The organism is Streptomyces sp. TOM-9, assembly GCF_056858595.1.
On record NZ_JBXEQB010000001.1, the window covers coordinates 6,859,971 to 6,886,492 of the forward strand.

Annotated in this window: 22 protein-coding genes; 15 read left to right on the forward strand and 7 right to left on the reverse strand. The window is 72.3% G+C overall.

Going from position 1 to position 26,522, the window contains the following annotated elements; all coding sequences use genetic code 11:
* Positions 1–44: 44 nt before the first annotated feature.
* The gene (locus AC1VWI_RS31915) at positions 45–449 is read right to left on the reverse strand and encodes a VOC family protein (protein WP_499514448.1); all 405 of its coding nucleotides are present in this window, start codon (positions 447–449) and stop codon (positions 45–47) included.
* A gap of 84 nt (positions 450–533) precedes the next feature.
* Here AC1VWI_RS31915 and AC1VWI_RS31920 point away from each other — a divergent pair, with 84 nt between their 5' ends.
* Complete coding sequence (locus AC1VWI_RS31920; protein ID WP_499514449.1) at positions 534–1,142, forward strand: YdbC family protein; 609 nt, start codon at positions 534–536, stop codon at positions 1,140–1,142.
* A gap of 39 nt (positions 1,143–1,181) precedes the next feature.
* Here AC1VWI_RS31920 and AC1VWI_RS31925 read toward each other — a convergent pair whose 3' ends face one another.
* On the reverse strand, positions 1,182–1,973 hold the full coding sequence (locus AC1VWI_RS31925) for a VOC family protein (RefSeq protein WP_499514450.1): 792 nt from the start codon (positions 1,971–1,973) through the stop codon (positions 1,182–1,184).
* 210 nt (positions 1,974–2,183) lie between these two features.
* Here AC1VWI_RS31925 and AC1VWI_RS31930 point away from each other — a divergent pair, with 210 nt between their 5' ends.
* The 3 genes from AC1VWI_RS31930 (at position 2,184) to AC1VWI_RS31940 (ending at position 5,672) form a co-directional block, all read left to right on the forward strand.
* On the forward strand, positions 2,184–2,849 hold the full coding sequence (locus tag AC1VWI_RS31930; protein ID WP_499514451.1) for a phosphoglycerate mutase family protein: 666 nt from the start codon (positions 2,184–2,186) through the stop codon (positions 2,847–2,849).
* A gap of 55 nt (positions 2,850–2,904) precedes the next feature.
* Positions 2,905–3,807, forward strand: a complete 903-nt coding sequence (locus tag AC1VWI_RS31935) for an ADP-ribosylglycohydrolase family protein (RefSeq protein ID WP_499514452.1) — start codon at positions 2,905–2,907, stop codon at positions 3,805–3,807.
* Between the two features lie 215 nt (positions 3,808–4,022).
* Positions 4,023–5,672 (forward strand): DUF4153 domain-containing protein, encoded by a 1,650-nt coding sequence (locus AC1VWI_RS31940; RefSeq protein WP_499514453.1) that lies wholly within the window; start codon positions 4,023–4,025, stop codon positions 5,670–5,672.
* Positions 5,673–5,731: 59 nt separating this feature from the next.
* Here the strand turns inward: AC1VWI_RS31940 and AC1VWI_RS31945 are convergent, their stop codons facing one another.
* Positions 5,732–7,279 carry an MFS transporter gene (locus AC1VWI_RS31945; RefSeq protein WP_499514454.1) on the reverse strand — a complete coding sequence of 516 codons (1,548 nt, stop codon included), beginning with the start codon at positions 7,277–7,279 and terminating at the stop codon, positions 5,732–5,734.
* A 110-nt stretch (positions 7,280–7,389) separates the two neighbouring features.
* Between AC1VWI_RS31945 and AC1VWI_RS31950 the strand changes: the two genes are divergently transcribed.
* The 3 genes from AC1VWI_RS31950 to AC1VWI_RS31960 all read left to right on the forward strand — a co-directional run bounded on the left by AC1VWI_RS31950 (position 7,390) and on the right by AC1VWI_RS31960 (position 9,471).
* Complete coding sequence (locus tag AC1VWI_RS31950; RefSeq protein WP_499514455.1) at positions 7,390–7,983, forward strand: TetR/AcrR family transcriptional regulator; 594 nt, start codon at positions 7,390–7,392, stop codon at positions 7,981–7,983.
* Positions 7,984–8,077: 94 nt separating this feature from the next.
* Positions 8,078–8,773 (forward strand): ribonuclease HII, encoded by a 696-nt coding sequence (gene rnhB, locus AC1VWI_RS31955; RefSeq protein WP_499514456.1) that lies wholly within the window; start codon positions 8,078–8,080, stop codon positions 8,771–8,773.
* A gap of 59 nt (positions 8,774–8,832) precedes the next feature.
* Positions 8,833–9,471, forward strand: coding sequence for a hypothetical protein (locus AC1VWI_RS31960; RefSeq protein WP_499514457.1), 639 nt, complete (start codon positions 8,833–8,835; stop codon positions 9,469–9,471).
* Here AC1VWI_RS31960 and AC1VWI_RS31965 read toward each other — a convergent pair whose 3' ends face one another.
* Positions 9,472–10,068: a hypothetical protein gene (locus tag AC1VWI_RS31965; protein ID WP_499514458.1), complete on the reverse strand. Its 597-nt coding sequence runs from the start codon at positions 10,066–10,068 to the stop codon at positions 9,472–9,474.
* A 197-nt stretch (positions 10,069–10,265) separates the two neighbouring features.
* Complete coding sequence (locus AC1VWI_RS31970) at positions 10,266–12,425, reverse strand: RecQ family ATP-dependent DNA helicase (protein ID WP_499514459.1); 2,160 nt, start codon at positions 12,423–12,425, stop codon at positions 10,266–10,268.
* A gap of 154 nt (positions 12,426–12,579) precedes the next feature.
* Here AC1VWI_RS31970 and AC1VWI_RS31975 point away from each other — a divergent pair, with 154 nt between their 5' ends.
* The gene (locus AC1VWI_RS31975) at positions 12,580–13,821 is read left to right on the forward strand and encodes a DUF4192 domain-containing protein (protein ID WP_499514460.1); all 1,242 of its coding nucleotides are present in this window, start codon (positions 12,580–12,582) and stop codon (positions 13,819–13,821) included.
* Here the strand turns inward: AC1VWI_RS31975 and AC1VWI_RS31980 are convergent.
* On the reverse strand, positions 13,733–15,043 hold the full coding sequence (locus AC1VWI_RS31980) for an alpha/beta fold hydrolase (protein WP_499514461.1): 1,311 nt from the start codon (positions 15,041–15,043) through the stop codon (positions 13,733–13,735). The two genes, AC1VWI_RS31975 and AC1VWI_RS31980, sit on opposite strands and share 89 nt — an antisense overlap.
* Before the next feature lie 131 nt (positions 15,044–15,174).
* On the opposite strand from AC1VWI_RS31980, the gene AC1VWI_RS31985 reads away from it, so the two are divergent.
* From AC1VWI_RS31985 to AC1VWI_RS32010, 6 genes are all read left to right on the forward strand, one after another.
* Positions 15,175–17,154, forward strand: coding sequence for a glycogen debranching N-terminal domain-containing protein (locus tag AC1VWI_RS31985; RefSeq protein ID WP_499514462.1), 1,980 nt, complete (start codon positions 15,175–15,177; stop codon positions 17,152–17,154).
* 120 nt (positions 17,155–17,274) lie between these two features.
* Complete coding sequence (locus tag AC1VWI_RS31990; RefSeq protein ID WP_499514463.1) at positions 17,275–17,991, forward strand: NUDIX hydrolase; 717 nt, start codon at positions 17,275–17,277, stop codon at positions 17,989–17,991.
* A gap of 29 nt (positions 17,992–18,020) precedes the next feature.
* Positions 18,021–19,655, forward strand: coding sequence for an ATP-binding cassette domain-containing protein (locus AC1VWI_RS31995; RefSeq protein ID WP_499514464.1), 1,635 nt, complete (start codon positions 18,021–18,023; stop codon positions 19,653–19,655).
* Between the two features lie 92 nt (positions 19,656–19,747).
* Complete coding sequence (locus tag AC1VWI_RS32000; RefSeq protein WP_499514465.1) at positions 19,748–20,656, forward strand: FadR/GntR family transcriptional regulator; 909 nt, start codon at positions 19,748–19,750, stop codon at positions 20,654–20,656.
* A gap of 322 nt (positions 20,657–20,978) precedes the next feature.
* Positions 20,979–22,544 (forward strand): RNA polymerase sigma factor, encoded by a 1,566-nt coding sequence (locus AC1VWI_RS32005; RefSeq protein WP_499514466.1) that lies wholly within the window; start codon positions 20,979–20,981, stop codon positions 22,542–22,544.
* A 142-nt stretch (positions 22,545–22,686) separates the two neighbouring features.
* Entirely contained in the window at positions 22,687–23,547 is an 861-nt protein-coding gene (locus AC1VWI_RS32010) for a S1 family serine peptidase (protein WP_499514467.1), read from the forward strand.
* Between the two features lie 77 nt (positions 23,548–23,624).
* On the opposite strand, the gene AC1VWI_RS32015 is transcribed toward AC1VWI_RS32010, so the two are convergent.
* On the reverse strand, positions 23,625–23,855 hold the full coding sequence (locus tag AC1VWI_RS32015) for a DUF7455 domain-containing protein (RefSeq protein ID WP_499514468.1): 231 nt from the start codon (positions 23,853–23,855) through the stop codon (positions 23,625–23,627).
* A gap of 423 nt (positions 23,856–24,278) precedes the next feature.
* Between AC1VWI_RS32015 and AC1VWI_RS32020 the strand changes: the two genes are divergently transcribed.
* Positions 24,279–26,408 (forward strand): DNA gyrase/topoisomerase IV subunit B, encoded by a 2,130-nt coding sequence (locus AC1VWI_RS32020; protein WP_499514469.1) that lies wholly within the window; start codon positions 24,279–24,281, stop codon positions 26,406–26,408.
* The last annotated feature ends 114 nt before the right edge of the window (positions 26,409–26,522 follow it).

A 26,522-nucleotide genomic window follows, 5' to 3' on the forward strand; every position in this document is an offset into this window, starting at 1 on the left:
TGGTTTTGTTGAAGACTATTTGTTTCGGGCCTTCTGAGGCCCGGTCAGTACGACTGGAGCTCCACGAGGCTGCCGTCCGGTGTGCGCAGATGTGCGGTCCGCAGCCCGGGGCCCCACTCGGGCCGGTCCCGGGGTCCGGTCACGACACTCGCACCGTACGCGGCCAGCGTCCCCGCGGCCGCCTCGACGTCGTCCACCCGCAGGACGAGCATGGCCGCGTCCTGTGCGGGGGCGTGCGCGGGCAGCGCCTCGGTGCCGATCGCGCGGGCGAGCGCGGTGCGGGAGAAGAGGGTGAGGGCGGCCTCGCCGCCCAGGTCCCAGTTGGCGTATCCGGCCTGCGGGATCACTTTGACGGGCTCTATGCCGAGCAGGTCGCGCAGGGCTGCGGTCCAGAAGCGGGCGGCGGTGTCGAAGTCCTCGACGAGGAGGCGCGGGTACAGGGCGTCCATGTCGTGATCGTATTCCTCTCCCGTTCAGGGGAGTTGGTCCCTCGATGGGGCGGAAGGGCCACCGGCGGGCCATAGGATGGCGCGGTGCTGGTGAAGTGGATTCGCTGCGGAATCGTCGATCGCGCCGGATTCGAGCGCGGGCAGCGGAAATGGGCCAACGGGCTCATGGGGGAGCCGGGGTTCCGGGGGCAGGGTGGCGGCTGGAGCCGCAGCCAGCCGGGCGTCGCGCACCTCTTCGCGTTCTGGGAGGACCGCGAGTACTACGACGCCTTCATGGCCGGCGCGCACGACCGCCTCGCGGCCGCCCAGGCCGGCACCTACGAGAGCCTCGGCGTCAAGCTCTTCGAGCACCGCCTGGACGTCAAGGTCGGCTTCCGCCCCCGCTTCGCCGACAGTGACCTGCTGCGGCTGGCGCACTGCAAGGTGCGGCCGGACCGCGTCGAGCACTTCGTGCTGATGCAGGAGAAGGTCTGGAACCCGGCCATGGCCGGCTCCCCGGGGATGCTGCGCGGGGTCTTCGCGCAGGGACCCGCGTCCGACTTCCTGGTGCTGTCCATGTGGGACTCGGCGTCCGAGCACGCCAAGTACCGGGACGGCTCCATCCTGCGACTGTCCGAACGTGCCGATCTCGACGCCGACGTCCTCACCGTCGCCGGTGACGTCGTCGACCTGGAACAGACCTGGTCGATATGACGGCGCGGCGACCGGGGACCGCCCCGGGAGCCGCCGCGGTCAGCCCTTCCCGCTCTGTGCGGGGCGGGTGATCACCGAGAAGTACGCGCCGTGCGGGTCGTCGAGCACGGCGACCCGCCCGACGTGCTCGAGGTCGAACGGCGGCACGGAGACGCTGCCCCCGAGCTCGGTGGCTCGCGCGGCGGCCGCGTCGGTGTCGGCGACGGAGAAGTAGTGCATCCAGTGCTGGGGTATCTCCTGCGGCCAGGCGTCGTTCATCAGCAGGATGCCGCCGAACTTCCGGTCCGTTCCCTCCACTTCGAGCTCGGTGTACGAGCTGTCCCCGGCGAACGGGTGCGTCTCGCCCGTCCAGCCGAAGACGTTGCGGTAGAAGGCGCGGGAGCCGTCCACGTCCCGGGTGTTGAGCTCGATCCAGCACAGCGCGCCCGGCTCGTCGAGCAGGCCCGCGCCGCTGAACCGGCCCGGCTGCCACGCGGCGAACTCCGCCCCGTGCGGGTCCGTGAACTGCGCGAAGCTGCCCTGGTCGAAGACCGCCATCGGCGGTACGCACACCGAGCCGCCCGCCGCCTCGACCGCCTTGGCCGTGTCGGTCACGTCGCTCGTGGCCATGTAGGTGATCCACCGCGGCCGGTCGCCCTCGGCCATCACGGGCCCGACGGCGGCCACGTGCTCGCCGCGCAGGCTGAAGAAGGTGTATCCCCCGGCCTCCGGAGGGCCCGCCTGGGAGTCCCAGCCGAACAGGCCGCCGTAGAACGCACGGGAGGCCTCGATGTCGGGACTGCTCAGATCGGTCCAGCAGGGTGTGCCGGGAACGAACGACGTGGTCTTCATGGCGGCCTCCAACCGTGGCGCGCGAACGCGCCCCCCTCTTCATGCTGAGTCTGAGGTACGCCACTGACAATCGGGGGCGGGACGCCCGGCCTGTGGACGGAGCCGGCTACCGTCGCCCGGGGCCCGTGGCAGGCCTGCGGCGGGGGCTGCCCAGGGCCTCCGCCGGGGACCGCCGCGACCTTGCTCGCGCGTACGAATTACAGTGAGGCCATGGCCCGACCGCGTCGCATAGTGCTCATCAGGCACGGAGAGTCCCAGGGCAATGCCGACGACACGATCTACGAGCGGGTGCCCGACCACGCGCTGACCCTCACCACGAGAGGTGAGGAGCAGGCCCGCGCGGCGGGCCGGGAGCTTCGGGAGCTGTTCGGCGAGGAGCGGGTGCAGGCCTTCGTCTCGCCATACCGCCGGACGCATCAGACCTTCCACCTGCTCGGCCTCGAGCCGTGCCGTACCCGCGCCAAGGAGGAGCCCCGGCTGCGCGAGCAGGACTGGGGGAACTACCAGGACGCCGAGGACGTGCAGCGGCAGCGCAAGGCCAGGGACGCCTACGGCCACTTCTTCTACCGCTTCGCCCAGGGCGAGTCCGGGGCGGACGTCTACGACCGCGTCGGGTCCTTCCTGGAGACGCTCTACCGCGCCTTCGACAAGCCCGAGTTCCCGCCGAACGTCCTGCTCGTCACGCACGGGCTCACCATGCGGCTGTTCTGCATGCGGTGGTTCCACTGGACCGTCGACGAGTTCGAGTGCCTGTCGAACCCCGACAACGGTGAGACGCGGATGCTGCTGGCCGAGCCCGACGGCCGGTACCGGCTCGACCGGCCCTTCGCCCGCTGGCGGACCACCGACTCCGACCTGGCGCGATATCACGGGTGAGATTGCGCACAGGACGATTGACCCGGGTGGCACCGGATGTCAGAGTTCTCCCGCCATGACCGCTGACCCCCATGACCTCCCACGCCGCCGCGCGCTGTCCAGCCTGCGCGGTCTCGCCCTGGGCGACGCCCTCGGGTCCCAGTTCTTCGTGCCGGCGCACTACCCGGCACTGCAGGGCCGCACGCTGCCGCCGGGAACCTGGCAGTGGACGGACGACACCGAGATGGCGTGCTCGGTCGTCGCGGTCCTGGACTCGCACGGCGCCGTCGACCAGGACACCCTGGCCGCCTCCTTCGCGGCACACCACGACTTCGACCGCGGCTACGGCCCGGGCGTGAACCGGATGCTGCGGCTGATCCGGCAGGAAGGCGCCGACTGGCGCACGCTCGCCGCCGAGATGTTCAACGGCCAGGGTTCCTGGGGCAACGGCGCCGCCATGCGCGTGGCGCCCCTGGGCGCCTGGTACGCGGGCGAGCCGGAGAAGGCCGCCGAGCAGGCCGAACTGTCGGCGTACACCACCCACCAGCACCGCGAGGCCGTCGTCGGCGCGATGGCCGTCGCGGCCGCCGCCTCGCTCGCCGCGGACCCGGCCGGCCCCGGCGACCCCGCGGACCTCATCACCCGCGTCGTGGCGCTGCTGCCGCGCAGCGCCGTGCACGCCGGGCTGCGCCGCGCCGTCGACATGCTCGACTACGACGACGTGGCCACCGTCGCGGCCGTCCTCGGCAACGGCCGCCGCACCAGTGCGCACGACACCGTCCCCTTCGCCCTGTGGTCCGCCGCCCGGGGCCTGGGCGACTACGAGGGCGCCTTCTGGACCACCGCCCGCGCGGGCGGTGACGTGGACACCACCTGCGCCATCGTCGGCGGGATCATCGCCGCCGGCGCCGGTGGCGAGCCCCCGCGGGAGTGGCAGGAGCGGTGCGAGCCCCTGCCGGAATGGCTGCCCGCCGGCTGAGCCGCGCCCCGGCCCGCTCGCGGGCCTCCCAACCCTCTGCATTGTCACGGCCCTGTCACAGACTGCGCCCTCGGGCCCGTACCGCGTTCGCGCAGCTCGTCGGCGCGCCTAGCCTGTCGGCCACGCCGTCCGGCCGATCTTCGCCGGACGCGCAGTCGAGCACCGGTCCCGCGCGCAGCCCCCGGGCGCCGTGCGACCGGCGGGGAGGGGTTCTCATGTCCGACACGCCGTCCGACGCCGCGCCGACGGCGCAGGCGCCCGCGCAGGCACATCCGCAGGCACCGCTGCAGAAGCACGGTCCACCCGTCCATCCGGCGCCGCCGTACCCGCGTCCCTGGACGCCTCCGCCACCGCCCCCGCCGCCGGCGTGGGTGATCGCGAGCCGGTCGCGGAAGCCACGCCCCGCACGCCCCGCCGTGCTGTGGACGGCGCTGCTCACCGGTGTGCTGGCCGCGGTCCTGCTGCGCGGCGGCCTGGGGATCAACCTGTTGCTGGTGAGCGTGCCCGCCGCGGCCGCGGCCGCGGTCGCCGCCCTCGACCACGGACGGCGGCTGCGGCCCTGGTCGGCCCTGTGGGCGGTGGCAGGCCTGACGCTGCTGCTCGTTCCGGCACTGCGGGACGCCTGGTGGCCGTCGTTCCTGGCCGTCGTCGCCGCCGCCTTACTGGGCTCGCTGGCCCTGCACGGCGGACGCCGCTGGCCGGGCGTCCTGCTCGGCGGCGCCGGGCTGTGGTTCGCTCCGGCGTCCGCGATCGGCTGGGCGCTGCGCGGGCTGCGCGAGCGGTCCGCCCACGACCGGAGCCGGCTGCTGCCGATGCTGAAGACCGTCGGCGTGACCGTCGTGCTCCTGGTCGTCTTCGGCGCGCTCTTCGCGGGGGCCGACGCGGCGTTCGCCGACCTGCTGGGCGACCTCATGCCCGATGTGACCGTCACCGACCTCCCCCTGCGCGTCCTGCTCCTCCTCGTCGGGACGCTGTTCGCCCTCAGCGCGGCGTGGACCGCCGCGGCGCCGCGCCGCTGGGACCGGATCGAGGTGAAACCGGGACGCGCGCGCCGGCGCGCCGAGTGGGCACTGCCCTTGGTCGTCCTCGCCGCGCTGTTCGCGGCCTTCAACGCCGTCCAGCTGGCGGTGCTGTTCGGCGGCTACGAGAAGGTGCTGGCCAAGACCGGCCTGACCTACGCGCAGTACGCCCGGCAGGGTTTTTGGCAGCTGCTCGTCGTCACCCTGCTCACCGTGGTGGTCATCGCCCTCGCGCAGCGCTGGGCGCCGCGCGGCACCGACCGCGACCGCGTGCTCGTGCGCTCCGTCCTCGGCACGATCTGCGTGCTGACCCTGGTCGTGGTCGCCTCCGCGCTGCGTCGCATGGACCTGTACGTCGACGCGTACGGGCTGACCCGGCTGCGGATCTCGGTGGCGGGGGTGGAGCTGTGGCTCGGGCTGCTGATCGTCCTGGTCATGGCGGCCGGGGTGTTCGGCGCGCGCTGGCTGCCGCGCGCCGTGGCGGTGAGCGCCGCGGCGTCCGTCCTCGCCTTCGGGCTGCTGTCGCCCGACGCCCTCATCGCCGACCAGCAGGTGAGCCGCTACGAGAGCACCGGCAAGATCGACCTGGAGTACCTGCGGCACCTCTCCGCGGACGCCGTCCCGGAGCTGGACCGGCTGCCGGAGCCGCAGCGCTCCTGCGCCCTGGAGATGATCGTCGAACACCTCTACGAGGACGGCACCGAGGCCTGGTTCACCACCAGTCTGGGTGAGGTCCGGGCGCGGTCGCTGCTCGACGGGCGCCCGCCGCAGACCGGCGGCCGGCCGTGCGACGCGGCGGGGCTGCCGGGCTTCTACGACGAGTGGGGCGACCCGGTCTTCCCGTGAGGTGGAACGCCGTGTGCCGCCGCCCCGGCCTCCCCTCGGACCGGGCGGCGGCGCCGGCGTCAGGCCGCGGGCACGCCCGCGCTGCCGCTGAGCGCCTCCAGGTCGCTCTTGCGGACCCGGATCACGAACAACGCCGTGACCAGGGCGAGCGCGACGAGCCCCACGGCCGCGTAGAACGCGGTCGAGATGCCGTGCGCGAGGACCTCGTGGCCCCACGGCGGCGGCAGTTCGTGCGTCCGCTGGAAGGCGGCCTGCTGCTCCCGGGTGGAGTGGGCCAGGAAGTCCGGGACGAGACCGGTGGCCTTGTCGCGGCTCGCGGTGCCGAACACCGTCACCAGGATGGACAGTCCGAGCGAACCACCCACCTGCTGCATCGCGTTCAGGAGCCCGGAGGCGGCCCCCGCCTCGTGCTGGGCGACGCCGGAGACGGCCGTCAGCGTCAGCGTGACGAAGTTCAGGCCCATTCCGAAGCCGAAGAGCAGCATGGGACCGAGCACCCCGCCCACGTAGCTGCTGCCGGGGTCGATCAGCGTCAGCCACGCCATCCCGGAACCGGTCAGCGCCGAGCCGGCCACGAGGAACGGCTTCGGCCCGAGCACCGGCAGGAAGCGGGTGGACAGCCCTGCCCCGGTCACGATCGCCGCGGTGACCGGGAGGAAGGCGAAGCCCGCCGCGATGGGGCTGTAGCCGAGCACGTTCTGCACGAAGATGACGATGAAGAAGAACATCCCGAACATGGCCGCGGCCAGGCTCAGCATCATCAGGTAGGTGCCGGAGCGGTTGCGGTCGGCGAACATCCGCAGCGGGGTGATCGGTTCCCGGGCCCGCCGTTCGATGACCACGAAGGCACCGAGCAGCACGACGGCGGCCGCGAACGAGGACACGGTCAGGGTGTCCCGCCAGCCCGAGTGGGCGGCGCGGATGAAGCCGTAGACCAGCGAGGCCATGCCGAGCGTCGAGGTGACGGCTCCGGCGACGTCGAACCGCCCGGGGTGCCGCTGCGACTCGCTGATGAAGCGCGGTGCCAGGAAGGCGATCAGCAGGCCGATCGGCACGTTGACGAAGAACACCCAGCGCCAGTCGAGCCAGTCGGTGAGCATGCCGCCGGCCAGCAGGCCCACGGCGCCGCCGCCCGCGGAGACCGCGGCGAACACGCCGAAGGCCCGGTTGCGCGCCGGGCCCTCGGGGAAGTTGGTGGTGATGAGGGCGAGCGAGGTCGGCGAGGCTATCGCGCCGCCGACGCCCTGCAGGGAGCGTGCGGCGAGCAGCTGCCACGGCTCCTGGGCGAAGCCTCCGAGGAGGGAGGCGAGGGAGAACAGCAGGATGCCGAAGACGAACACCCTGCGCCGTCCGAGGATGTCGCCCGCGCGCCCGCCGAGCAGCAGCAGACCGCCGAAGGTGAGCGTGTAGGCGTTGAGCACCCAGGACAGGTCGGTGGTGGAGAAGGAGAGCGCGTCCTGGATGTGCGGGAGCGCGATGTTCACAATGGTGGCGTCCAGCACGACCATGAGCTGGCAGGCCGCGATCACCGCGAGTGCGATGCCCGGCCTGCCGTCGCGTCGCGCGGCTCCGGGCTTTCGTGGTGAGGTGAGTTGCCCAGTCGTCACGAGGTCCCCCAGTCGGTGACTTAGTGAACGGTCGCGTTCACTGTGTACGACACTAGGGTGATGGTGGTAGTGAACGCAAGCGTTCACTAGAGAGTGAATGAGAAGGTGCCATGACCATGTCGCAGGGAGCGGGGACCCGCCGTCGCGGGCCCGTTCTGGAGCGGGCGATCCTCGGAGCCGCTCTGGAGCAGCTCAGCACGGTGGGCTGGCGAGGGCTGACCATGGAGGGCGTCGCAGCCGGCGCCCAGACCGGCAAGGCGGCCGTCTACCGCCGCTGGCCGTCCAAGCAGGCCCTCGTCGCCGACGCCCTGCAGACGGCCTTCCCCGAGGTCCCCGACGTCCCGGACCTGGGCGGCCTGCGGGAGGACCTGGTCTTCCTCGTGCTGCGGATGCGCGAGGCGATGTACTCGCGCGGCGGGCTCGCCCTGCGCTCGGTGATCGACGAGTGCGACCAGGAAGCCGCCCACTGCTTCGTACGGCTGATCATGGAAGGGGTCGTCGAACCCACCAAGCACCGCATCCTGGACGTGGTCCGGCGCGGCATCGAGCGCGGTGAGGTGCGGCCCGACGCCACCGGTGACATCGTCGCCGACGTGGTGCCCGCGCTGATGATGTACCGGTCGAAGATCGGCGGCCGGGAGATCACCGAGGAGGACCTGATCGAGGTCGTCGACCAGGTGATGCTGCCGCTGCTGCGCCCCTGACGCGGTCGCCGGGCCGGCCCGCTCGCGACCTGCGGCCGTGCTCCCCGACCTGCTCCCGGCCGGTCCAACGCGGGAGCGTAGGCTAAGCCTTGCCATGGTCCACGAACCCCCCACCCACACCGTCGAGCGCTCGCTGCGCGCGACCCTCGGCGCCAAGGTCATCGCGGGCGTCGACGAGGTCGGACGGGGCGCCTGGGCCGGTCCCGTCACCGTGTGCGCGGCCGTCACCGGGCTGCGACGGCCCCCCGACGGCCTCACCGACTCCAAGCTGCTCACCGTCAAGCGCCGTACCGCGCTCGCCGGTGCGCTCACCGGATGGGTGAACTCCTTCGCGCTCGGCGACGCCTCCCCGGAGGAGATCGACGCACTGGGGATGACCGCCGCGCTGCGGCTCGCCGCCACGCGCGCCCTGGACGCCCTGCCCGTGCGTCCGGACGCGGTGATACTCGACGGCAAGCACGACTACCTCGGGGGTCCCTGGCGTGTGCGCACGGTCATCAAGGGCGACCGCTCGTGCGTGGCCGTGGCGGCCGCGTCCGTGATCGCCAAGGTGCGACGGGACGCGATGATGGCGGAACTGGGCGTCGACTATGCTCCGTTCGGCTTCGAGGACAATGCCGGGTACCCTTCGCCGGTGCACCGGGCGGCACTGGAGGAGCTGGGGCCCACCCCCCTCCATCGGCTGTCCTGGGCATATCTCGATACGCTGCCGCGTTGGCAGCACTTGAAGAAGGTCCGGGAGACCGTGGAGGCGGGGGAGACGGGTGAGCAACTCGGGTTCGACTTCTGAGCCGAGTTGTGACCTACCCGCCGCTGCGTTGTTCCGGTGCATTTGATAGACATCAGCACATGCCTCTCACCCCCGAGGAGCCTCAGATTCACGAGAGTGTCCCGGGTCCCCGCGTAGCCCCGGCCGCCGGCCGGCCCGCGCCGACCCCCCGTCCCGTACCGGGCCCCGGCCCCCGCCCCGCGCCGCCGCGTGGCGCCCCGGCGGCCAACGCCCGGCCCGGCCGTCCCGGTCCGGCCCGCGGACCCGTCGTACCCCCGCAGCAGCGTTCGCCGCGGGACACCGAGGTCATGGCCTCCGTCCCCGCCGGCGCGTCGGCGCAGATCCAGCTCATCCCCGCTTCGGTGGACGGTGCCCTCGACGCCGCCGACGAGGCCGTCGACCTGCTGCTGGACAGCGGGCGCGCTCCGGGTGAGGTCCTGGTGCTCACCACCGGCGAGCAGCACCCCTGGGCCGCCCACGAGCTGAGCTTCGGCGAAACGTCCTACTGGGCCCAGCACGACGCCGGCGACGACGTGTTCTACGCCGCTCACGACGCCGACCGCGCCAAGGGGCGGCCCGTGGTGGTCGTGGCCGTCAACGGCGGCTCCGACGAGACCGTGGCGCGTGTCCTGCCCTCCGCGATGGCGCGGGCCGGAACCCTGCTGGTCGTCTGCGGCGACCCGCAGCGGATCAACGCCCTGCTCGGCGTCAACGCCTGATCAGCGCGCCGCCGCGCGGCGCAGGGACGGCGTCCCACTGGGACGCAGGCTCGCTGCGCCGCGGCTCGTGGCCGACCAGGAGGTGGCGTTCGGAGAACGTCCCGAACGGTCCTCGCCCTGCACCCGCCAGCCGTCTTCGGTCAGGGTGATGTACGAACCGGGGCGCAGCCCGTACAGCGAGCAGGCGTCGCGCAGTCCCCACATCCACGCACCGTCCACCTCGGTCCACCCCGCTCCGCCGTCGCGGCAGACGAGCAGGACCGCGGTGCGCACGGGCCTGCGCCGCCGCAGGTCGTCCGCGGTGATCCGGCGCAGGTGGACGAGGATCGCGTTGCGGCGTTCCCAGCCGTCGGTGACGCCGGGGCGCTGCGCGAAGGACGCGCTGGCCGTCAGCCGTTCGTCCGGGGAGTAGACCGCGACCACGGCGGTTCCCGGGGCCGGGAGGTGGCGTGTGTGGAGGTCCGTGACCACTTCGCGCGGGTTGATCAGCAGGGGGATGCCCGCGGCCGTCCATTCGGTCGGCTCGAGGGTGCGATGGCGTCCGGCACGGCGGGAGGAATTCACGGAAGCGGTTTCCGGAGCGAAGCCGATGGCCACGGTCCTCCCTTCGGGTATGCGTCCGCGACCGGGCGTGCGAGGGCATGCCGGTCGTGGGGCTCCAAGAGCCGATGCGGGGATCCAGACTCAATTGTTCCTGTCGCACACGCAGGCGGCAACGGTCATTTTGTCGACCTGTCTGTTATCTGACCCTCCGCCGCTTAGATCCCGTCTCCGTCTCACATGGTGACTACCGGTCAGCCCTGCAAGGCCAGGACCAGCGGAAACACCGCCGTAACACCGGATCGGCGCAGCAGCCGCGCGGCGACGGCCACGGTCCACCCCGTATCGGTGAAGTCGTCGACCAGCAGAACCGGTCCCGCGGCCGCGGCGAGGGCCTCGGAGAGGGCGGGTGGAACGGTGAACGCCCCGTGCAGCGCCCGCAGTCGCTGTGCGCTGTTGCTGCGCGGCACCCGCGAGGGCTCCAGGTCACCGCTGTGCGCCACCTCCCCGAGCAGCGGCATGCGGCCGATCTCGGCGATGCGCGCACCGAGCGACGCAATGAGCTGCGGCCGGGTGTGCGAGGCGACGGTGACGACGCCGACCGGCCGCTGAGGGGCGTCGGGCTCACCGCTCGCCCAGCCGCCCGGGCCCTTCGCCCAGTCCGCGAGCACCTGCACCACGGCCTGCGCCACGTCGTCCGGAACGGGGCCGTCCGTCGCGTTCTCGGCGAACAGCGGGCGGAGCCGGTTGCCCCAGCCGATGTCGGAGAGGCGTCCCAGTGCCCGTCCGGGCGCGGCCTGTTCGCCCGGCGGGATCTTCCCCTTGAGGTCGATGCCGATCGCGGGCAGACCCGTCGGCCACATCCGGCGGGGCTCGACCTCGACCCCCGGGCGCCCGAGGGCCGCCCGTGCCGCCTCCAGGGCCTCGCGGGAGACCTCCGCGCTGAACCGGGGCCCGGCGCAGTTGTCGCAGCGGCCGCAGGGGGCGGCCTCCTCGTCGTCGAGCTGACGGCGCAGGTACTCCATGCGGCACACCGAGGTCGTGGCGTACTCGCGCATCGCCTGCTGCTCGGCCTTGCGCTGCCGGTCGACCCACGCGTACCGCTCGGTGTCGTACGTCCAGGGCAGGCCCGTGGCCGTCCAGCCGCCGCGCACCCGGTGCACCGCACCGTCCACGTCGAGGACCTTGAGCATGGTCTCCAGCCGGTTGCGGCGCAGGTCCACCCGGGTCTCGAGCGCGGGCACCGACATCGGGCCCCCGGAGGCGGCCAGCGTCTCCAGGGTGCGCCGCACCTGTTCCTCACGGGGGAAGGCGAGCGAGGCGAAGTAGCGCCAGATCGCCTCGTCCTCCGGCCCGGGGAGCAGCAGCACCTCCGCGTGGTCCACACCGCGTCCGGCGCGTCCGACCTGCTGGTAGTAGGCGATGGGGGAGGAGGGCGAACCCAGGTGCACCACGAAGCCCAGGTCCGGCTTGTCGAAGCCCATGCCGAGCGCCGAGGTGGCGATCAGCGCCTTGACCTCGTTGTTCAGCAGCGCGGACTCGGCGGCCCGGCGGTCGGCGTCCTCGGTGCGCCCCGAGTAGGCGGCGACCCGGTGACCGCGCTGCCGGAGGAAGGCGGTGACCTCCTCCGCGGCCGCCACGGTCAGGGTGTAGACGATGCCCGAGCCCGGGAGGTCGCCGATGTGGTCGGCGAGCCAGGCGAGCCGGTGGGCGGCGTCGGGCATGCGCAGCACCCCGAGCGACAGGCTCTCGCGGTCCAGCGGCCCGCGCAGCACGAGGGCACCTTCGTGGTCGCCGGTCCCCAACTGCTCGGCGACGTCGGCCGTCACGCGTGCGTTGGCGGTGGCCGTCGTGGCCAGCACCGGAACGCCCGGGGTGAGATCGGCGAGCATCGTCCGCAGCCGGCGGTAGTCGGGCCGGAAGTCATGGCCCCAGTCGGAGATGCAGTGGGCCTCGTCGACCACGAGCAGGCCGGTGGTGGAGGCCAGCTTGGGCAGCACATGGTCCCGGAAATCGGGGTTGTTGAGCCGCTCCGGGCTCACCAGCAGGACGTCGATCTCCCCCGAGGCGACCTCGGCCTGCACCGTGTCCCATTCCTCGGGGTTGGCCGAATTGATCGTGCGGGCGCGGATCCCGGCCCGGTCGGCGGCCTCGATCTGGTTCCGCATCAGCGCCAGCAGCGGGGAGACGATCACCGTGGGACCGCTGCCCCGCTCACGGAGCAGCGCGGTGGCCACGAAGTACACGGCCGACTTGCCCCAGCCCGTGCGCTGGACCACCAGGGCGCGGCGGCCGTGCGCGACCAGCGCCTCGACGGCACGCCACTGGTCCTCGCGCAGGCGGGCGGTGCCCGTCGGGTCCCCGACGAGCCGGCTGAGGATCGTGTCGGCGGCGGTGCGCAGTGCGGTGGTCATGCCCCCATGCAACCCGATGGCACCGACACCGCGCCAACCGTGGGGAGGCGGCCTGTGGACAACCCGCCTCGCATAATTGTGATGATATGCGCGAGTTATCCACAGGTTTTGGAGGGGTCTGGCGGAGATCCACGGCGTACGGGACCTTCGGATCATGACTCAGCACACCGAATCCCCCCGTCCCTCGGACGACCCGAAGGTCACGCTGCGCAGCCCGGCCGAACTCGCCGCCGCGCTCCCCTACCTGTGCGGCTTCCACCCCGACGACAGCATTCTGATGATCGCCCTGCACGGCGAACACGGCCGTTTCGGCGGCCGGGCCCGGCTCGGCATCCCACGGGACGCCGCCGAGTGGCCCGGCGCCGCCCAGCAGTTGGCGGAGTGCCTCGTGAACGGCAGCGAGCAGCGCGGCGCGCGGCCGGACGCGATCGTGCTCTTCCTCGTCCAGGAGCCCGCTCCCGGCGAGGACCCCCACCGGGTCATGGAACGGCTGCGCCCGCTGGCGCAGCGGCTGCGGATCGCCTGCGGCACGCTCGACATCCCCGTCGTCGAGGCGCTGTGCGTCGCCGCCGGCCGCTGGTGGTCGTACTGCTGCCCGGACACGGAGCGGTTCCCGCGTGAGGGCATCGGGATCACGCGGTCCGGCGATTCCGTGATGGCCGCGGCGGCCGCCTACGCGGGCCTGCGGATCAGCGGCTCCCTCAAGGAGATGGAGGAGCGCCTCACCCCGCCGCCGCCCGGCGCACCGGCCTCCGCGGCCCGCGGGGACGCCCTGGACGCGGCGGCCGCCGCACTGGTCCCCCGCATGCTGGAGCGTGACGACTCCGAAGAGGTGCGGCGCACCACCCTGCGGCTGCTGCGGGAGGCGCTCGACCGCTTCCGGGCCGCCACCCCGGTGGGGGACGGACCGGAGGCCGACCACGGCGACGACGCCCTGCTGGACGACGACGAGGCCGCCACGATGATCCTCGGCCTGCAGGACCGCACCACCCGCGACGAGGCCGCCGAGTGGATGGACCCGCCGCACACCGACCCTGCGGTGCGCCTGTGGCGGGCGCTCGCCCGGCGCTGCGTCGAGCCGTACCACGAGCACGCCGCCGCGCCCCTGACCCTCGCCGGCTGGGTGGCCTGGTCCGCCGGGGACGAGGCGGCGGCGCGCGTGGCCTTCGGCCGCGCCCTGCACCTCGCCCCCGACTACACCTTCGCCCGGCTGCTCCACGCCGCCGTCAACAACGGCCTCTCACCGGAGCCGCTCCGACGCTACCTGCGGCGGCAGAGCATCGCACGGGCCCGCCGGGCAGCGCTCCTCACAGCTCGCCGTGGGCCAGCCGGATCAGCCGGTCGAGGACCCGGCCGCCGCTCACCCGGAGCCCGTCGTGCTCGTACTCGTCGGTGACCCAGGTGCGCAGGCCGCGGACCGAGCGTGCGGTGGCGAGCGAGTCGGCCGTGTCCACGTACATGTCGTCGTGGTAGACGGCCGCCGCCACCGGCACCTCGTTCCGCGCCAGCTGATCCGGGTCGTACAGGTCGGGCCACTCCTCGTGCTGCGCGAGGTGGTGCGCCGTCTCGCGCAGCGGCGCCAGTGCCGGGTCCGTGGCGAACATCCAGGGGTAGATCATTTCGCCGGTCAGCAGGACCGGCGCGTCGTCCGCCAGCGGCTTGTCGACGTCGAACTGCGGGAACTCGGCCCGGACCGACTCGGCGGCCCAGCCGGTGGCCCGCGGCGAGACCGAACGCTGGCCGTAGATCGACTCGTGCAGCACCGCGTAGAGCGGATTGCCCGCGAACGACAGATGGCCCTGGACCTCGGCGAGGAAGGAGTCGGAGAGCTGGAGGCCGGATCCTCCGGTCACGAAGGCGTCCTCGAGCAGGTAGTGCAGCGTGTGCGAGCCGGTGCCCGTACCGAGCAGCATCCCGGTGGTCTGGAAGGCCTCCGCGGTCAGCAGTCCGCCGCCCGGGAGCCTGACCTCGCGCTCGCGCAGGTGCCGCACGATCGCGCGGACGGTCTCGACGTCCTCCGGGTAACGCGCGTAGTGCGCCGCGGCCTTCCGCTCCACACGGGGGTAGGCAGCCCGGTAGACGTCCTCGGCCGTGCTGCGCAGGCCGGCCAGCCCGCCGGTCACGAAGGCCTCGCGGACGCCCTCGGGGGCGAAGGACAGGTAGGTGAGCGTGCAGAAGCCGCCGTAACTCTGGCCGAGCAGGCTCCACTGGCCGTCCTCGCCGAGCAGCTCACGGCGGATCAGCTCGCAGTCGCGGACGATCGAGTCGGCCCGGAAGTGCTCCAGATAACGGGCCTGGGCGGAGGCGTCCCCGCGCAGCGGCAGGGTCTGCCGGTTCGCCGGGGTGGAAAGGCCGGTGCCCCGCTGGTCGAGCAGCAGCACCCGGTAGTCGTCCAGCGCCCGGGTGAGCCAGCCGTCGCGGCCCAGCGGCCGCGGCGACCGGCCGCCCGGCCCGCCCTGCAGGAACAGCAGCCAGGGCAGCGGATCTCGTTCCTTCCCGGCGGCCACGACCTCGCGTGCGTACACCTCGATCCGTTCACCGCCGGGGTCCGCGTGGTCGAGCGGCACCTGGAAGGTGTGGTCGGTGATGACGGTTCCCGGCTGACGGTAGACGGCCATGGCTCTCTTTCCGGTGATACGGAGGGCTTCCCGATCAGGAACGGTAGACGGCGCGTGACCCGAGTGCCCACACGGCCGTTCTCGTGGGTAGTGGCGGCAGCGCCCGAGCGACCGTTCGACGAGGAGGTGGCATGAGCCCGCAGCCGGTCAACCGGCCGCCCCGGCAGGACCGGGGGCCGCAGCCGGTGCACGACGCCGTGATGTGCGTCGCAGCCCCGGCCCTCGCGGTCTCGCCGGAGCACGGACAACTGGACGGAAGCGGTCTCGCCGGCTTCTACCAGGGCGGCCGCCGGGTCCTGGCCCGCTGCGAGCTGCGCATCGCAGGGGCGCCACCGGTCCCCGTGCAGGGCGGGCTCGTCACGGCGGGGCGGGCGCGGTTCACCTCCGTCGCCCGCGTTCCCGGCGACACCGCACCCGACCCGGCCCTCACCGTCGAGAGGCTCCGCACGGCCGGGGGCACCGAGCGCATCACGGTCCACAACACCGGTTCCCGCGCCCTGCGCATCCCGTTCGAGGTGGCGCTGGCGACCGACCTCGCCGAGCTGGCGGCGATCGCGGCCGGATCCTCCGGGCCTGAACTGCAGCCCAGCGTCTGCGACGCGGGGCTGCTGTGGTCGGCGGAGGGCCTGCGGGCCCGGGTGACCGCCGTGCCGGCACCCGAGAGCGCCATGGCCTCCGCCGGGCTGCTGTGCTGGGAGCTGGCCCTGCCCTCCGGGGCGTCCCGCACGATCGAGCTGCGCGTGACGCTGGAGCCCGCGGCGGCCGGCGTGAACGGCGGATCCGCCCCCGCAGTCCCCGTGCCCTGGTCGGCCCCGGAGATCCGCGGCGCCGACGGCCGGGCGGAGACGCTGTTGCGCGCCGCCCTCGACGACCTGCGGGCGCTGCTGCTGCGCGACCCGGGCCACCCGCTGGACGTCCATGTGGCGGCGGGCGCCCCCTGGCGGCTCGGTCCCGCCCCGGCCGACGCCCTGTGGGCGGCCCGCATGCTGCTGCCGCTCGGCACCCGCCTGGCGGCCGGCACCCTGCGGGCGTTCGCCCGCCGTCAGGACCCGGAGACCGGCGGCCTGCCTGGGCCGTTGCGCCATGCCGGTCCGCATCTGCCGCCCACCTGTTCCGGAGTGGAGGCGGGGCTGCTCTTCGTCACGCTGCTCGCCGAGGCACGCCGGTGGGGACTTCCGGAGCGGGACACCGAACAGCTGCTGCCGGCCGCCGAGCGCAGTCTGTGGTGGCTGCGGTCCGTCGCGGGTGAGGGCGGATACGTCCCCGACCCCGCGCCGGGCGGCCCGCTGCGTTGCGACGTGCAGGCACACGCCCACCGGGCCATGCTGCACGGCGCCGATCTGCTCCAGGCCCACGGACGCCCGGGCGCCGAGGAATGGCGGGAGCGGGCCGAGGCGCTGCGCCGGAGGTTCCGGGAGGACTTCTGGCTTGACGACCTGGCCGGCGGGAGCCCGGCCGCCGCGCTCACCCCTGACGGCAGACCCGTGCCCCACCTGGGCTCGGCAGCCGCCCATCTGCTCGACACCGGTCTGCTGGGCGGCTGCGAGCTCGCCCCCGGTCTGCTGGACAAGGTGCAGACGGAGCAGCTCGCCCGCCTCCTGGCGGCCCCGGAACTCGACTCGGGATGGGGGCTGCGCACACTGTCCGCCAAGGCCCCTGGCTACAACCCCTTCGGCCACCGCGGCGGAGCGGTACGCGTCCACGAGACGGCCGTCGCGGTCGCCGGGCTGGCGGCCGCCGGCCACGAGCGAGAGGCCTCGGCGCTCCTCCTGGGCGTGCTGGACGCAGCCGGTGCCTTCGGCCACCGGCTGCCCGAGATGTACGCGGGGGAGCAGCGCGACGACTCCCGTCGTCCCGCCCCGCACCCGACGGCCTCGCGGCCCGCCGCGGTGGCCGCGGCCGGGGCCGTCCACCTGCTGATGGCCCTCGCCGGGATCCGCCCCGACGCCCCCGAACGCATGGTGGCCGTACGCCCTCTGGTCACCGCCCCGCTCGGCGACCTCGGCCTCACTGGGTTGCGGGTGGCCGAGGAGCCCTTCGCGCTGCGGATCGGCGCGTCCGGTACGGCCGTGATCGAGGAGGCGGCTCCGGGACTTCAGCTCGGTGCCTGAACCCGTCGGCGGCACCGGGCGCCGCACCGGCGCCGTGACGTCGAACAACAGGCCGAAAGCGGGTCGCGTCATCCCGCCAACCTGCTGTTTATCGTCAGGCAGACGACTATGATCGCGGGCATGGCGCCCTACGACCCGTCAGCTTTCCCGCCCTTCGCCGTCACTGTCGATCTCGTCGTGCTCACAGTGCGCAGCCACGCCCTGTGCGCCCTCGCGGTCCGCCGCGGTGAGCCGCCCTACCAGGGCCGGTGGGCGCTGCCCGGCGGCTTCGTACGCGGCGACGAGGACCTGTCCGGGGCGGCCGCCCGCGAACTGGAGGAGGAGACCGGACTGCGCGCGGGCAGCGGGGTCCACCTCGAGCAGCTGGCCACCTACGGCGATCCCAAGCGCGACCCTCGCATGCGCGTGGTCAGCGTCGCCCACCTTGTGCTCGCCCCGGACCTGCCCGCGCCCCGCGCCGGCGGCGACGCCCGCAGCGCCCGATGGGCCCCGGTCGAGGAACTGCTGCGCAACGGCGAGGAGGGTGCCCTCGCCTTCGACCACACGCGCATCCTGGCCGACGGCGTGGAGCGCGCCCGCTCCAAACTGGAGTACTCGGCTCTGGCCACCGCCTTCTGCCCGCCCGAGTTCACCGTCGGCGAGCTGCGCCGGGTCTACGAGGCGGTGTGGGGCGTCGCCCTGGACCCGCGCAACTTCCACCGCAAGGTGACGGGGACGGTCGGTTTCCTCGTCCCCAGCGGCGGCACCACGACCCGTCAGGGCGGCCGCCCCGCGCAGTTGTTCCGCGCGGGTGGTGCAACCATCCTCAATCCGCCGATGTTGCGACCAGAGGTGTAAATTCCGGGCCATTTGCGCGTTATGGTGCAATGGTGATCCAGGCCATCGGATTGACCAGCGCGTCCCGGGGCGAAGAGCCCCCCGCCGTCGACGACCTCAGCTTCGACGCCCGTCCCGGCGAGATCACCGTCCTGCTCGGCGACGGCGGCGCCGGCAAGTCCACCGTCCTGCGGCTGATGCTCGAACTCGAACCGGGCCGCGGCATCACGCTGTTCGGCGGGCGCCCCCTGCACCGCCACACCCATCCGGCCAACGCGGTGGGCGTGCTGCTCGGTGAGGTCCCCGGCCACCCCTCCCGGACCGCGCGCGGCCACCTGCGCATGCTCGCAGCCGCGGCCGGGGCCCCCGCCGAACGCGCCGACCAGGTCCTGGAGATCGTGGGCCTGCGCGAAACGGCCGGACGCCGCCTGTCGACCTTCTCCCTCGGGATGGACCGCCGTCTGGGTGTGGCCGCGGCGCTCCTCGGAGACCCTCCCGCGCTGCTCCTGGACGATCCCGCCCAAGGGCTCTCCCCGCACGACACCGCCTGGTTGTACGGCCTGCTCAAGGCGTACGCGGCGCGCGGCGGCGCCGTCGTGGTCACCTGCGCCGACCCCAAGGCGGCGGGCCGGCTCGGCGACCGCGTCGTCACCCTCGACAAGGGCCGGCTCGTCGCCGACCAGTCCGCCCACGAGTTCGGCTGCCGCCGGCTGCGCCCGTACGTGGCCGTCCACTCGCCCCAGGCCGAACGCCTGGGCCTGCTGCTGACCGACGACGGGACCGAGATCACCCACGAGAGCGGCAGCCGCATCCGCGTGCACGGCGCGACCACCGCCCAGGTCGGCGAAACCGCCTTCCGCAACGGCATCCTGCTGCACCGTCTCGCGGACGAGGTCGCCGACACCGGTGTTCCGGAGGGTCCCCTCGGCGACCGCGACCGGCCCGCCGTGCCCCTGGCGGCCGCGCGCGCCGCGGTGCCGCCCGCCGGTCCCGCCCGGCCGGTCCGTTACGAACTGCGCCGCCTCACCGGCGTCCGCGGCCCCTGGCTCGTCGCGCTGGTCTCCGTCCTGGCCTCGGGACTGGCCACCCTGGCGCTGCTGCGCACCGGGCACGACGCCTTCTCCCTGCGCCTGCTGACCGGCTGGTCGCACTCCCTGCCCCTGCCGCCCGCCGCATTGGGCGGCGGGCTCCTCGGCGCGCTCGCCTACGGCCAGGAGTTCCGCTATCCCGCGCTGGCACCCGCGCACGCGCCCGTGCCCCGTCAACTGCGTCTGCTGCTCGCCAAACTCGTCGTCAACGGGTCGGCGGCGACGCTGATCGCCCTCCTGGGGACGGGGCTCAGCCTGGTCGTGATGCGCCTGGAGTTCGGGGCGGGCGGACTGCCCGCGCCGTTCGCGCTGGCCTCCACCACGGCGGCCTCGGTCGCCCTCGTGCTCGTCTGCTGCTGGGCCGGGGTGCTGGCGGCCGGGGTGTTCCGCACCACCGCGCTCGGGCTGGCCGGTGTCCTCGCGGTTCCGCTGCTGGTCGCGCCGGTGGTGAGGCGGGCGGCGTCCGCCCCGGCGATCGACGTGGTCCGCATGGCGACCCAACCGGTGCGCTATTCCTTCGCCTTGTCGCTCTTCGCTCTCTTGTGTGCCTATGCGGCAACGGTCTTGCGCCGGAGAAACCCCATTTCCTTCCGATAAAGCGTCAATTATCAGGTGATGAGTGCTCACCCTTTCGTGTGCTTTTCAGGAAAGCCCTCAAGGCCTCCCGCGCCATCGCCGACAAATGATGCGTGAGTACCCTTGCGCACACCATGATGACCGCGGCCCGCCCCGCCGACCCGAGTCTCGGCGGCGGGGACATCGACCGCTATCCGTACGCCGACGCCCCCGTCGGCCTCGACCGCCCCGGCCCCGCACCCTCCTGGGACGGCGGCGACACCGACATGGGCCGGGTCGGCCGTCGCGCCGCCGGGAGCCGTGGCCGCGGGCTGCACGGCCAACTCGTCCAGCAACTCGGCCAGATGATCGTCTCCGGCGATCTCGGGGCCGACCGCCCGCTCGTCCCCGAGGAGATCGGCCAGCGTTTCGAGGTCTCCCGCACCGTCGTCCGCGAGTCGCTGCGGGTGCTGGAGGCCAAGGGCCTCGTCAGCGCCCGGCCCAACGTCGGCACCCGGGTCCGCCCGGTCAGCGACTGGAACCTGCTCGACCCCGACATCATCGAATGGCGGGCCTTCGGCCCGCAGCGCGACGACCAGCGCCGGGAGCTGTTCGAACTGCGCTGGACGATCGAGCCCCTCGCCGCGCGCCTCGCGGCGGGTCACGGCCGGGAGGACGTCCAGCAGCGCCTCGTCGACATGACCGACATCATGTCCCACGCCGTGGGACAGGGTGACGGCCTCACCTTCTCCCGGGCGGACGCGGAGTTCCACGCCCTGCTGCTGCAGGTCGCGGGCAACCGGATGCTGGAGCACCTCTCCGGCATCGTCTCCTCCGCCCTGCAGGTCTCCGGCGGCCCCGTCACCGGCTGCGAGCGCCCCGGTGAACACTCGGTGGCCCTGCACACGCGGGTCGTCGAGGCGCTGGCCGCCTCCGACGGTGCCGAGGCGGAGACCGCCATGCGCCAGCTGCTCGCCGCCCACCCCGACCCGGGTGCCGGCGGCTCGACGGACCACGTCGTTCCCGCCCCCCGGGAGCACTGACCGCTCCCGGGCAGCACGAGACGGCATCGACTTCCGCCGCCGGCCCACGCCCTCCGGGCCCGGCGGCGGAGCCGTCCGCCATGTTTGACGCCCGCATCCGACCGGGCATGGTCGTGGCGTGCAGGGGAGTGTCCCGCTATCGACGGTTTGGTGCCGATCCGGGGTGTGACCCGGCCCACGTACGGCCGGGCGTAACGCTCTCGGCGGCAGCGCGATGAGCTTAGAGGTGGCGGCCGTGCGAGGAATATCCGCGACGAACATGACGCTGAGTTGCTGAGCGGTTCCCACCGTAGTCGTTTTCCATCGTTCCGAGAGGTTGTTCGTGTCGGCCAGCACATCCCGTACGCTCCCGCCGGAGATCGCCGAGTCCGAGTCTCTGATGGCGCTCATCGAGCGGGGTAAGGCTCAGGGTCAGATCGCCGGCGACGACGTGCGCCGAGCCTTCGAAGCGGACCAGATCCCGGCAACCCAGTGGAAGAACGTTCTGCGCAGCCTCAACCAGGTCCTCGACGAGGAGGGTGTGACGCTGATGGTGAGTGCCGCCGAGGCGCCCAAGCGCACCCGTAAGAGCGTCGCAGCCAAGAGCCCGGCGAAGCGTACTGCCACCAAGACCGTCGCCACCAAGGCCGCCCCGGTCAAGAAGACCGTCGCTGCCAAGACCACCGCGGCCCCCGCCCCCACCATGGCGGCGGAGCCCGTGGCGGAGCCGGAGGACGATGCCGTGGCATCCGCGAAGAAGGCCGTCGCCAAGAAGACTGCGGCGAAGAAGACCACCGCGACCGCCAAGAAGACCGCGGCGAAGAAGACCACCGCGACCAAGACCAAGAAGGACGACGAGCTCGTCGAGGGCGAGGAGCTCATCGAGGACGCCGCCCCCGGCAAGGACGAGGACGTCCCGGCCGAGGCCGAGGCGGAGAGCTTCGTGCTGTCCGACGAGGACGAGGACGACGCGCCCGCGCAGCAGGTCGCCGCGGCCGGCGCCACCGCCGACCCGGTGAAGGACTACCTCAAGCAGATCGGCAAGGTCCCGCTGCTCAACGCCGAGCAGGAGGTGGAGCTCGCCAAGCGCATCGAGGCCGGTCTGTTCGCCGAGGACAAGCTGGCCCAGGCCGACAAGCTCGCCCCCAAGCTCAAGCGCGAGCTGGAGATCATCGCCGAGGACGGCCGCTGGGCCAAGAACCACCTCCTGGAGGCCAACCTCCGTCTGGTGGTCTCGCTGGCCAAGCGCTACACCGGCCGCGGCATGCTCTTCCTGGACCTGATCCAGGAGGGCAACCTCGGTCTGATCCGTGCGGTCGAGAAGTTCGACTACACCAAGGGCTTCAAGTTCTCGACGTACGCGACCTGGTGGATCCGCCAGGCGATCACCCGCGCGATGGCCGACCAGGCCCGCACCATCCGCATCCCGGTGCACATGGTCGAGGTCATCAACAAGCTGGCCCGCGTCCAGCGCCAGATGCTCCAGGACCTGGGCCGCGAGCCCACCCCGGAGGAGCTGGCCAAGGAACTCGACATGACCCCGGAGAAGGTCATCGAGGTCCAGAAGTACGGCCGCGAGCCCATCTCGCTGCACACCCCGCTCGGCGAGGACGGCGACAGCGAGTTCGGTGACCTCATCGAGGACTCCGAGGCCGTCGTGCCGGCCGACGCGGTCAGCTTCACGCTGCTGCAGGAGCAGCTGCACTCGGTGCTCGACACGCTCAGTGAGCGCGAGGCGGGCGTGGTCTCCATGCGCTTCGGCCTCACCGACGGCCAGCCGAAGACGCTGGACGAGATCGGCAAGGTGTACGGGGTCACCCGTGAGCGCATCCGCCAGATCGAGTCCAAGACCATGTCCAAGCTGCGTCATCCCTCGCGTTCCCAGGTGCTCCGCGACTACCTGGACTGATCCGGCAGGACGCCCGGACGGGCCCGCGACCGCCACGGCGGCCGCGGGCCCGTCGGCCTTTCCGGACAGTTCTCCGGATGCGGCTCCCGTTCCCTCACGTCACTGTGGGTGTTCTGGGCATTCCGGAGGGTGAGGAGAATGCATGCGTTCCTCGATCAGCACGCTGATCGGCGGGCTCATAGCCGGGTCCGCGCTCGCGCTGTCGCTACCGGCTTCCGCCACCGCCGCGGCGGTGGAGTACGCCCCCGGCGCCCCGGGCGCCGACAACGGTGTCATAGGTGGCACGCCGGTCACCACGGAGCAGCACCCGTGGGCGGTGGTCCTGTCGAGCCGGTCCCGCTACGGGACAGGCCGTTCGGGGCAGTTCTGCGGCGGAGCGCTCGTCGGGCCGAACACCGTGGTCAGCGCGGCGCACTGCTTCAGTCCGACCGCACTGGGCGGGGACTGGGACCAGGTGCCCGACCTGCGCATCATCGCGGGGCGGACGGACCTCGCCGGTTCCGACGGCCGGGAGGTGGCGGTCCGCAACGTCTGGGTCAACCCCGCGTACGACCCCACGACCAACAGCGGCGACGTGGCGGTCGTCACGACCGCGGAGCCGTTCCCCGTGGGAAGCGCGATACGCATGGCGGCACCGGGGGACGTGAACTCCTACGAGGCGGGCGCGCCGGCACAGGTCTTCGGCTGGGGGGACACGGCGGGCCTGGGGACCTACTCGAACGTCCTGATGGCGGCGAACGTCTCGGTGCTCGCCGACTCGGTCTGTGAGCAGGCGTATCCGGGCAGTACGGAAGGCAAGTACCAGAAGAGCGACATGGTCTGCGCCGGCGACCTGGCCGGCGGGCACGACTCGTGCCAGGGGGACAGCGGCGGTCCGCTGGTGGCGGAGGGGCGGCTGATAGGGCTTGTGTCCTGGGGCGCGGGATGCGCCCAGGCGGGGCATCCCGGTGTGTACACCCGGGTCTCTTCGGTGGCGGGACTGGTCGGCCAGCACTCTTCGTGACGTGCGGCGGACAAGCCGACGGGCGGCCTCCCGCAAGGGGGGCCGCCCGTCGTGAGAGCTCGTCGCAGTGCTACGCGTCAGCGTTCGTCTTCGGCCGCGACGGCCGGGGTGGCGGTGAGCCGACCGGTCTCGTCCTGTATCTCCGTAGCGATCTTCTTCAATTCGGGCTCGAACTTACGCCCGTGGTGCGCGCAGAAGAGCAGCTCGCCGCCACTGATGAGTACGACGCGCAGGTAGGCCTGGGCGCCGCAACGGTCGCAGCGGTCCGCCGCCGTCAGCGGGCTCGCGGGGGTCAGAACTGTAGTCACGTCGCCTCTTCTCTAGCTCGACGAGCTGTCGTACCAGGGTCAACATCCAACCAGGCCCAAAGTGTTCCCGCTCAGGTCTTTTCCTTGGAAACTGTCGTTGTAGCGGCCGGATGCTACCGATTGGCGGCGAAAGATCCTCTGGCGTCTTATCTGTCGGCTTCGGGTCGTTCTGGCAGAACTGGTCAGATTGTTCGGTTGTGTCCCCCCGGCCCGGAAGCCGGTTGTTGAGGAGGACGTGCCCCGAGCCTAAATGGTTCATGCCTCCAGGGGAACGTGACATGTGTATCACTCAAACGAGGGATCGAACGTACCTTCGAAAAAGGGCTAGCATGATGCCCGTACCGGGTCGCGGCGAAACGGCCGTGCGTGACCTCGGTACCCTCTCACCGATACGGCTGAAGAACTTCATGAGGAGACGTTCGCGTGACCGCCGAAACATCCGTGCCGTCCACCGCGTTGCTGACCGGTGCAGATCGTGACGGCTCCAACTACACCGCGCGACACCTGCTCGTGCTCGAGGGCCTCGAAGCGGTCCGCAAGCGCCCGGGCATGTACATCGGTTCCACCGACAGCCGCGGCCTCATGCACTGCCTGTGGGAGATCATCGACAACTCGGTGGACGAGGCCCTGGGTGGCCACTGCGACCACATCGAGGTCGTCCTCCACGGCGACGCCTCCGTCGAGGTGCGGGACAACGGCCGCGGCATCCCCGTCGACGTCGAACCCAAGACCGGTCTGTCCGGCGTCGAGGTCGTCATGACCAAGCTGCACGCCGGCGGCAAGTTCGGCGGCGGCTCCTACGCGGCCTCCGGCGGTCTGCACGGTGTCGGCGCCTCCGTCGTCAACGCGCTCTCCGCGCGGCTGGACGTCGAGGTCGACCGCGGCGGCCACACGCACGCGATCAGCTTCCGCCGCGGCGTCCCCGGCAGCTTCGCCAAGGTCGGCCCCGAGGCGGCCTTCGAGCCGGGCAACGGGCTGGACAAGGTCAAGAAGGTGCCGCGGGCCCGCACCGGCACCCGCGTCCGCTACTGGGCGGACCGTCAGATCTTCCTCAAGGACGCCAAGCTCTCCCTGGACACGCTCCACCAGCGCGCCCGCCAGACCGCGTTCCTGGTCCCCGGGCTCACGATCGTCGTCCGCGACGAGCGCCCCGACAACGGCTCGGAGGACGGGAAGCCGGTCGAGGACACCTTCCACTTCGACGGCGGCATCAGCGAGTTCGCCGAGTACCTCACCCCGGACAAGCCGATCTGCGACGTGCTGCGGCTGACCGGCAGCGGCACCTTCAAGGAGACCGTCCCGGTCCTCGACGAGCTCGGCCACATGACCCCGACCGAGGTCACCCGCGAGCTCGGCGTCGACGTCGCCCTGCGCTGGGGCACCGGCTACGACAGCACGCTGCGCTCCTTCGTGAACATCATCGCCACCCCCAAGGGCGGCACCCATGTGCGCGGCTTCGAGGGCGCCGTCACCAGGACGTTCAACGAGGTCCTGCGCGCCACCAAGATGCTGCGCGTCGCCGAGGACGACATCGTCAAGGACGACGCCCTGGAGGGCATGACGGCGGTCGTCACGGTCCGGCTCGCCGAGCCGCAGTTCGAGGGCCAGACCAAGGAGGTGCTGGGCACCTCGGCGGCCAACCGCATCGTGGCCAACGTGGTGTCCCGCGAGCTCAAGGCGTTCCTCACCTCCACCAAGCGGGACGACAAGCAGCAGGCCCGCGCCGTCCTGGAGAAGGCCGTCGCCGCGGCCCGCACCCGGATCGCCGCCCGGCAGCACAAGGACGCGCAGCGCCGGAAGACCGCGCTGGAGTCCTCGTCGCTGCCGGCCAAGCTGGCCGACTGCCGCAGCGACGACGTGGACCGCAGCGAACTCTTCATCGTCGAGGGCGACTCGGCCCTGGGCACGGCCAAGCTCGCGCGCAACTCCGAGTTCCAGGCGCTGCTCCCGATCCGGGGCAAGATCCTCAACGTCCAGAAGTCCTCGGTCACGGACATGCTGAAGAACGCCGAGTGCGGCGCCATCATCCAGGTCATAGGAGCAGGCTCGGGCCGCACCTTCGACATCGACCAGGCCCGCTACGGCAAGATCATCATGATGACGGACGCCGACGTCGACGGCAGCCACATCCGCTGTCTGCTGCTGACGCTCTTCCAGCGCTACATGCGGCCCATGGTCGAGGCCGGCCGGGTCTTCGCCGCCGTGCCGCCCCTGCACCGGGTCGAGCTGACCAACCCCCGCAAGGGCCAGGACAAGTACGTCTACACGTACTCCGACCGGGAGCTGCGCGAGACGCTGCTGGAGTTCGAGCGCAAGGGCATCCGCTACAAGGACTCCATCCAGCGCTACAAGGGTCTCGGCGAGATGGACGCCGACCAGCTGGCCGAGACCACGATGGACCCGCGCCACCGCACCCTGCGCCGCATCAACATCAGCGACCTGGAGGGCGCGGAGCTCGCCTTCGACCTGCTGATGGGCAACGAGGTCGCGCCGCGTCGTGAGTTCATCGCCAACTCCGCAGCCACGCTCGACCGTTCGCGGATCGACGCCTGACGGACCGGTTCCCCGTGCCGGCGCCCTCCGCGGTCACCCACCCGTGGAGGGCGCCGGAGCCTCCCCACCCCCAGGAGTGGGGCACCATCACCCGATGAGGTGAAGGTTTCTGCT

What these genes read in the sequence shown, in the direction of transcription:
- AC1VWI_RS31950 (WP_499514455.1), top strand. Translation starts at nt 7,390, where the DNA reads ATGACCATGTCGCAGGGAGCGGGGACCCGCCGTCGCGGGCCCGTTCTG.
- AC1VWI_RS31980 (WP_499514461.1), bottom strand. Translation starts at nt 15,043, where the DNA reads ATGGCCGTCTACCGTCAGCCGGGAACCGTCATCACCGACCACACCTTC.
- AC1VWI_RS31925 (WP_499514450.1), bottom strand. Translation starts at nt 1,973, where the DNA reads ATGAAGACCACGTCGTTCGTTCCCGGCACACCCTGCTGGACCGATCTG.
- AC1VWI_RS31935 (WP_499514452.1), top strand. Translation starts at nt 2,905, where the DNA reads ATGACCGCTGACCCCCATGACCTCCCACGCCGCCGCGCGCTGTCCAGC.
- AC1VWI_RS31985 (WP_499514462.1), top strand. Translation starts at nt 15,175, where the DNA reads ATGAGCCCGCAGCCGGTCAACCGGCCGCCCCGGCAGGACCGGGGGCCG.
- AC1VWI_RS31940 (WP_499514453.1), top strand. Translation starts at nt 4,023, where the DNA reads ATGTCCGACACGCCGTCCGACGCCGCGCCGACGGCGCAGGCGCCCGCG.
- AC1VWI_RS31960 (WP_499514457.1), top strand. Translation starts at nt 8,833, where the DNA reads ATGCCTCTCACCCCCGAGGAGCCTCAGATTCACGAGAGTGTCCCGGGT.
- AC1VWI_RS31990 (WP_499514463.1), top strand. Translation starts at nt 17,275, where the DNA reads ATGGCGCCCTACGACCCGTCAGCTTTCCCGCCCTTCGCCGTCACTGTC.
- AC1VWI_RS32010 (WP_499514467.1), top strand. Translation starts at nt 22,687, where the DNA reads ATGCGTTCCTCGATCAGCACGCTGATCGGCGGGCTCATAGCCGGGTCC.
- AC1VWI_RS31915 (WP_499514448.1), bottom strand. Translation starts at nt 449, where the DNA reads ATGGACGCCCTGTACCCGCGCCTCCTCGTCGAGGACTTCGACACCGCC.
- AC1VWI_RS31930 (WP_499514451.1), top strand. Translation starts at nt 2,184, where the DNA reads ATGGCCCGACCGCGTCGCATAGTGCTCATCAGGCACGGAGAGTCCCAG.
- AC1VWI_RS31975 (WP_499514460.1), top strand. Translation starts at nt 12,580, where the DNA reads ATGACTCAGCACACCGAATCCCCCCGTCCCTCGGACGACCCGAAGGTC.
- AC1VWI_RS31970 (WP_499514459.1), bottom strand. Translation starts at nt 12,425, where the DNA reads ATGACCACCGCACTGCGCACCGCCGCCGACACGATCCTCAGCCGGCTC.
- rnhB (WP_499514456.1), top strand. Translation starts at nt 8,078, where the DNA reads ATGGTCCACGAACCCCCCACCCACACCGTCGAGCGCTCGCTGCGCGCG.
- AC1VWI_RS31995 (WP_499514464.1), top strand. Translation starts at nt 18,021, where the DNA reads ATGGTGATCCAGGCCATCGGATTGACCAGCGCGTCCCGGGGCGAAGAG.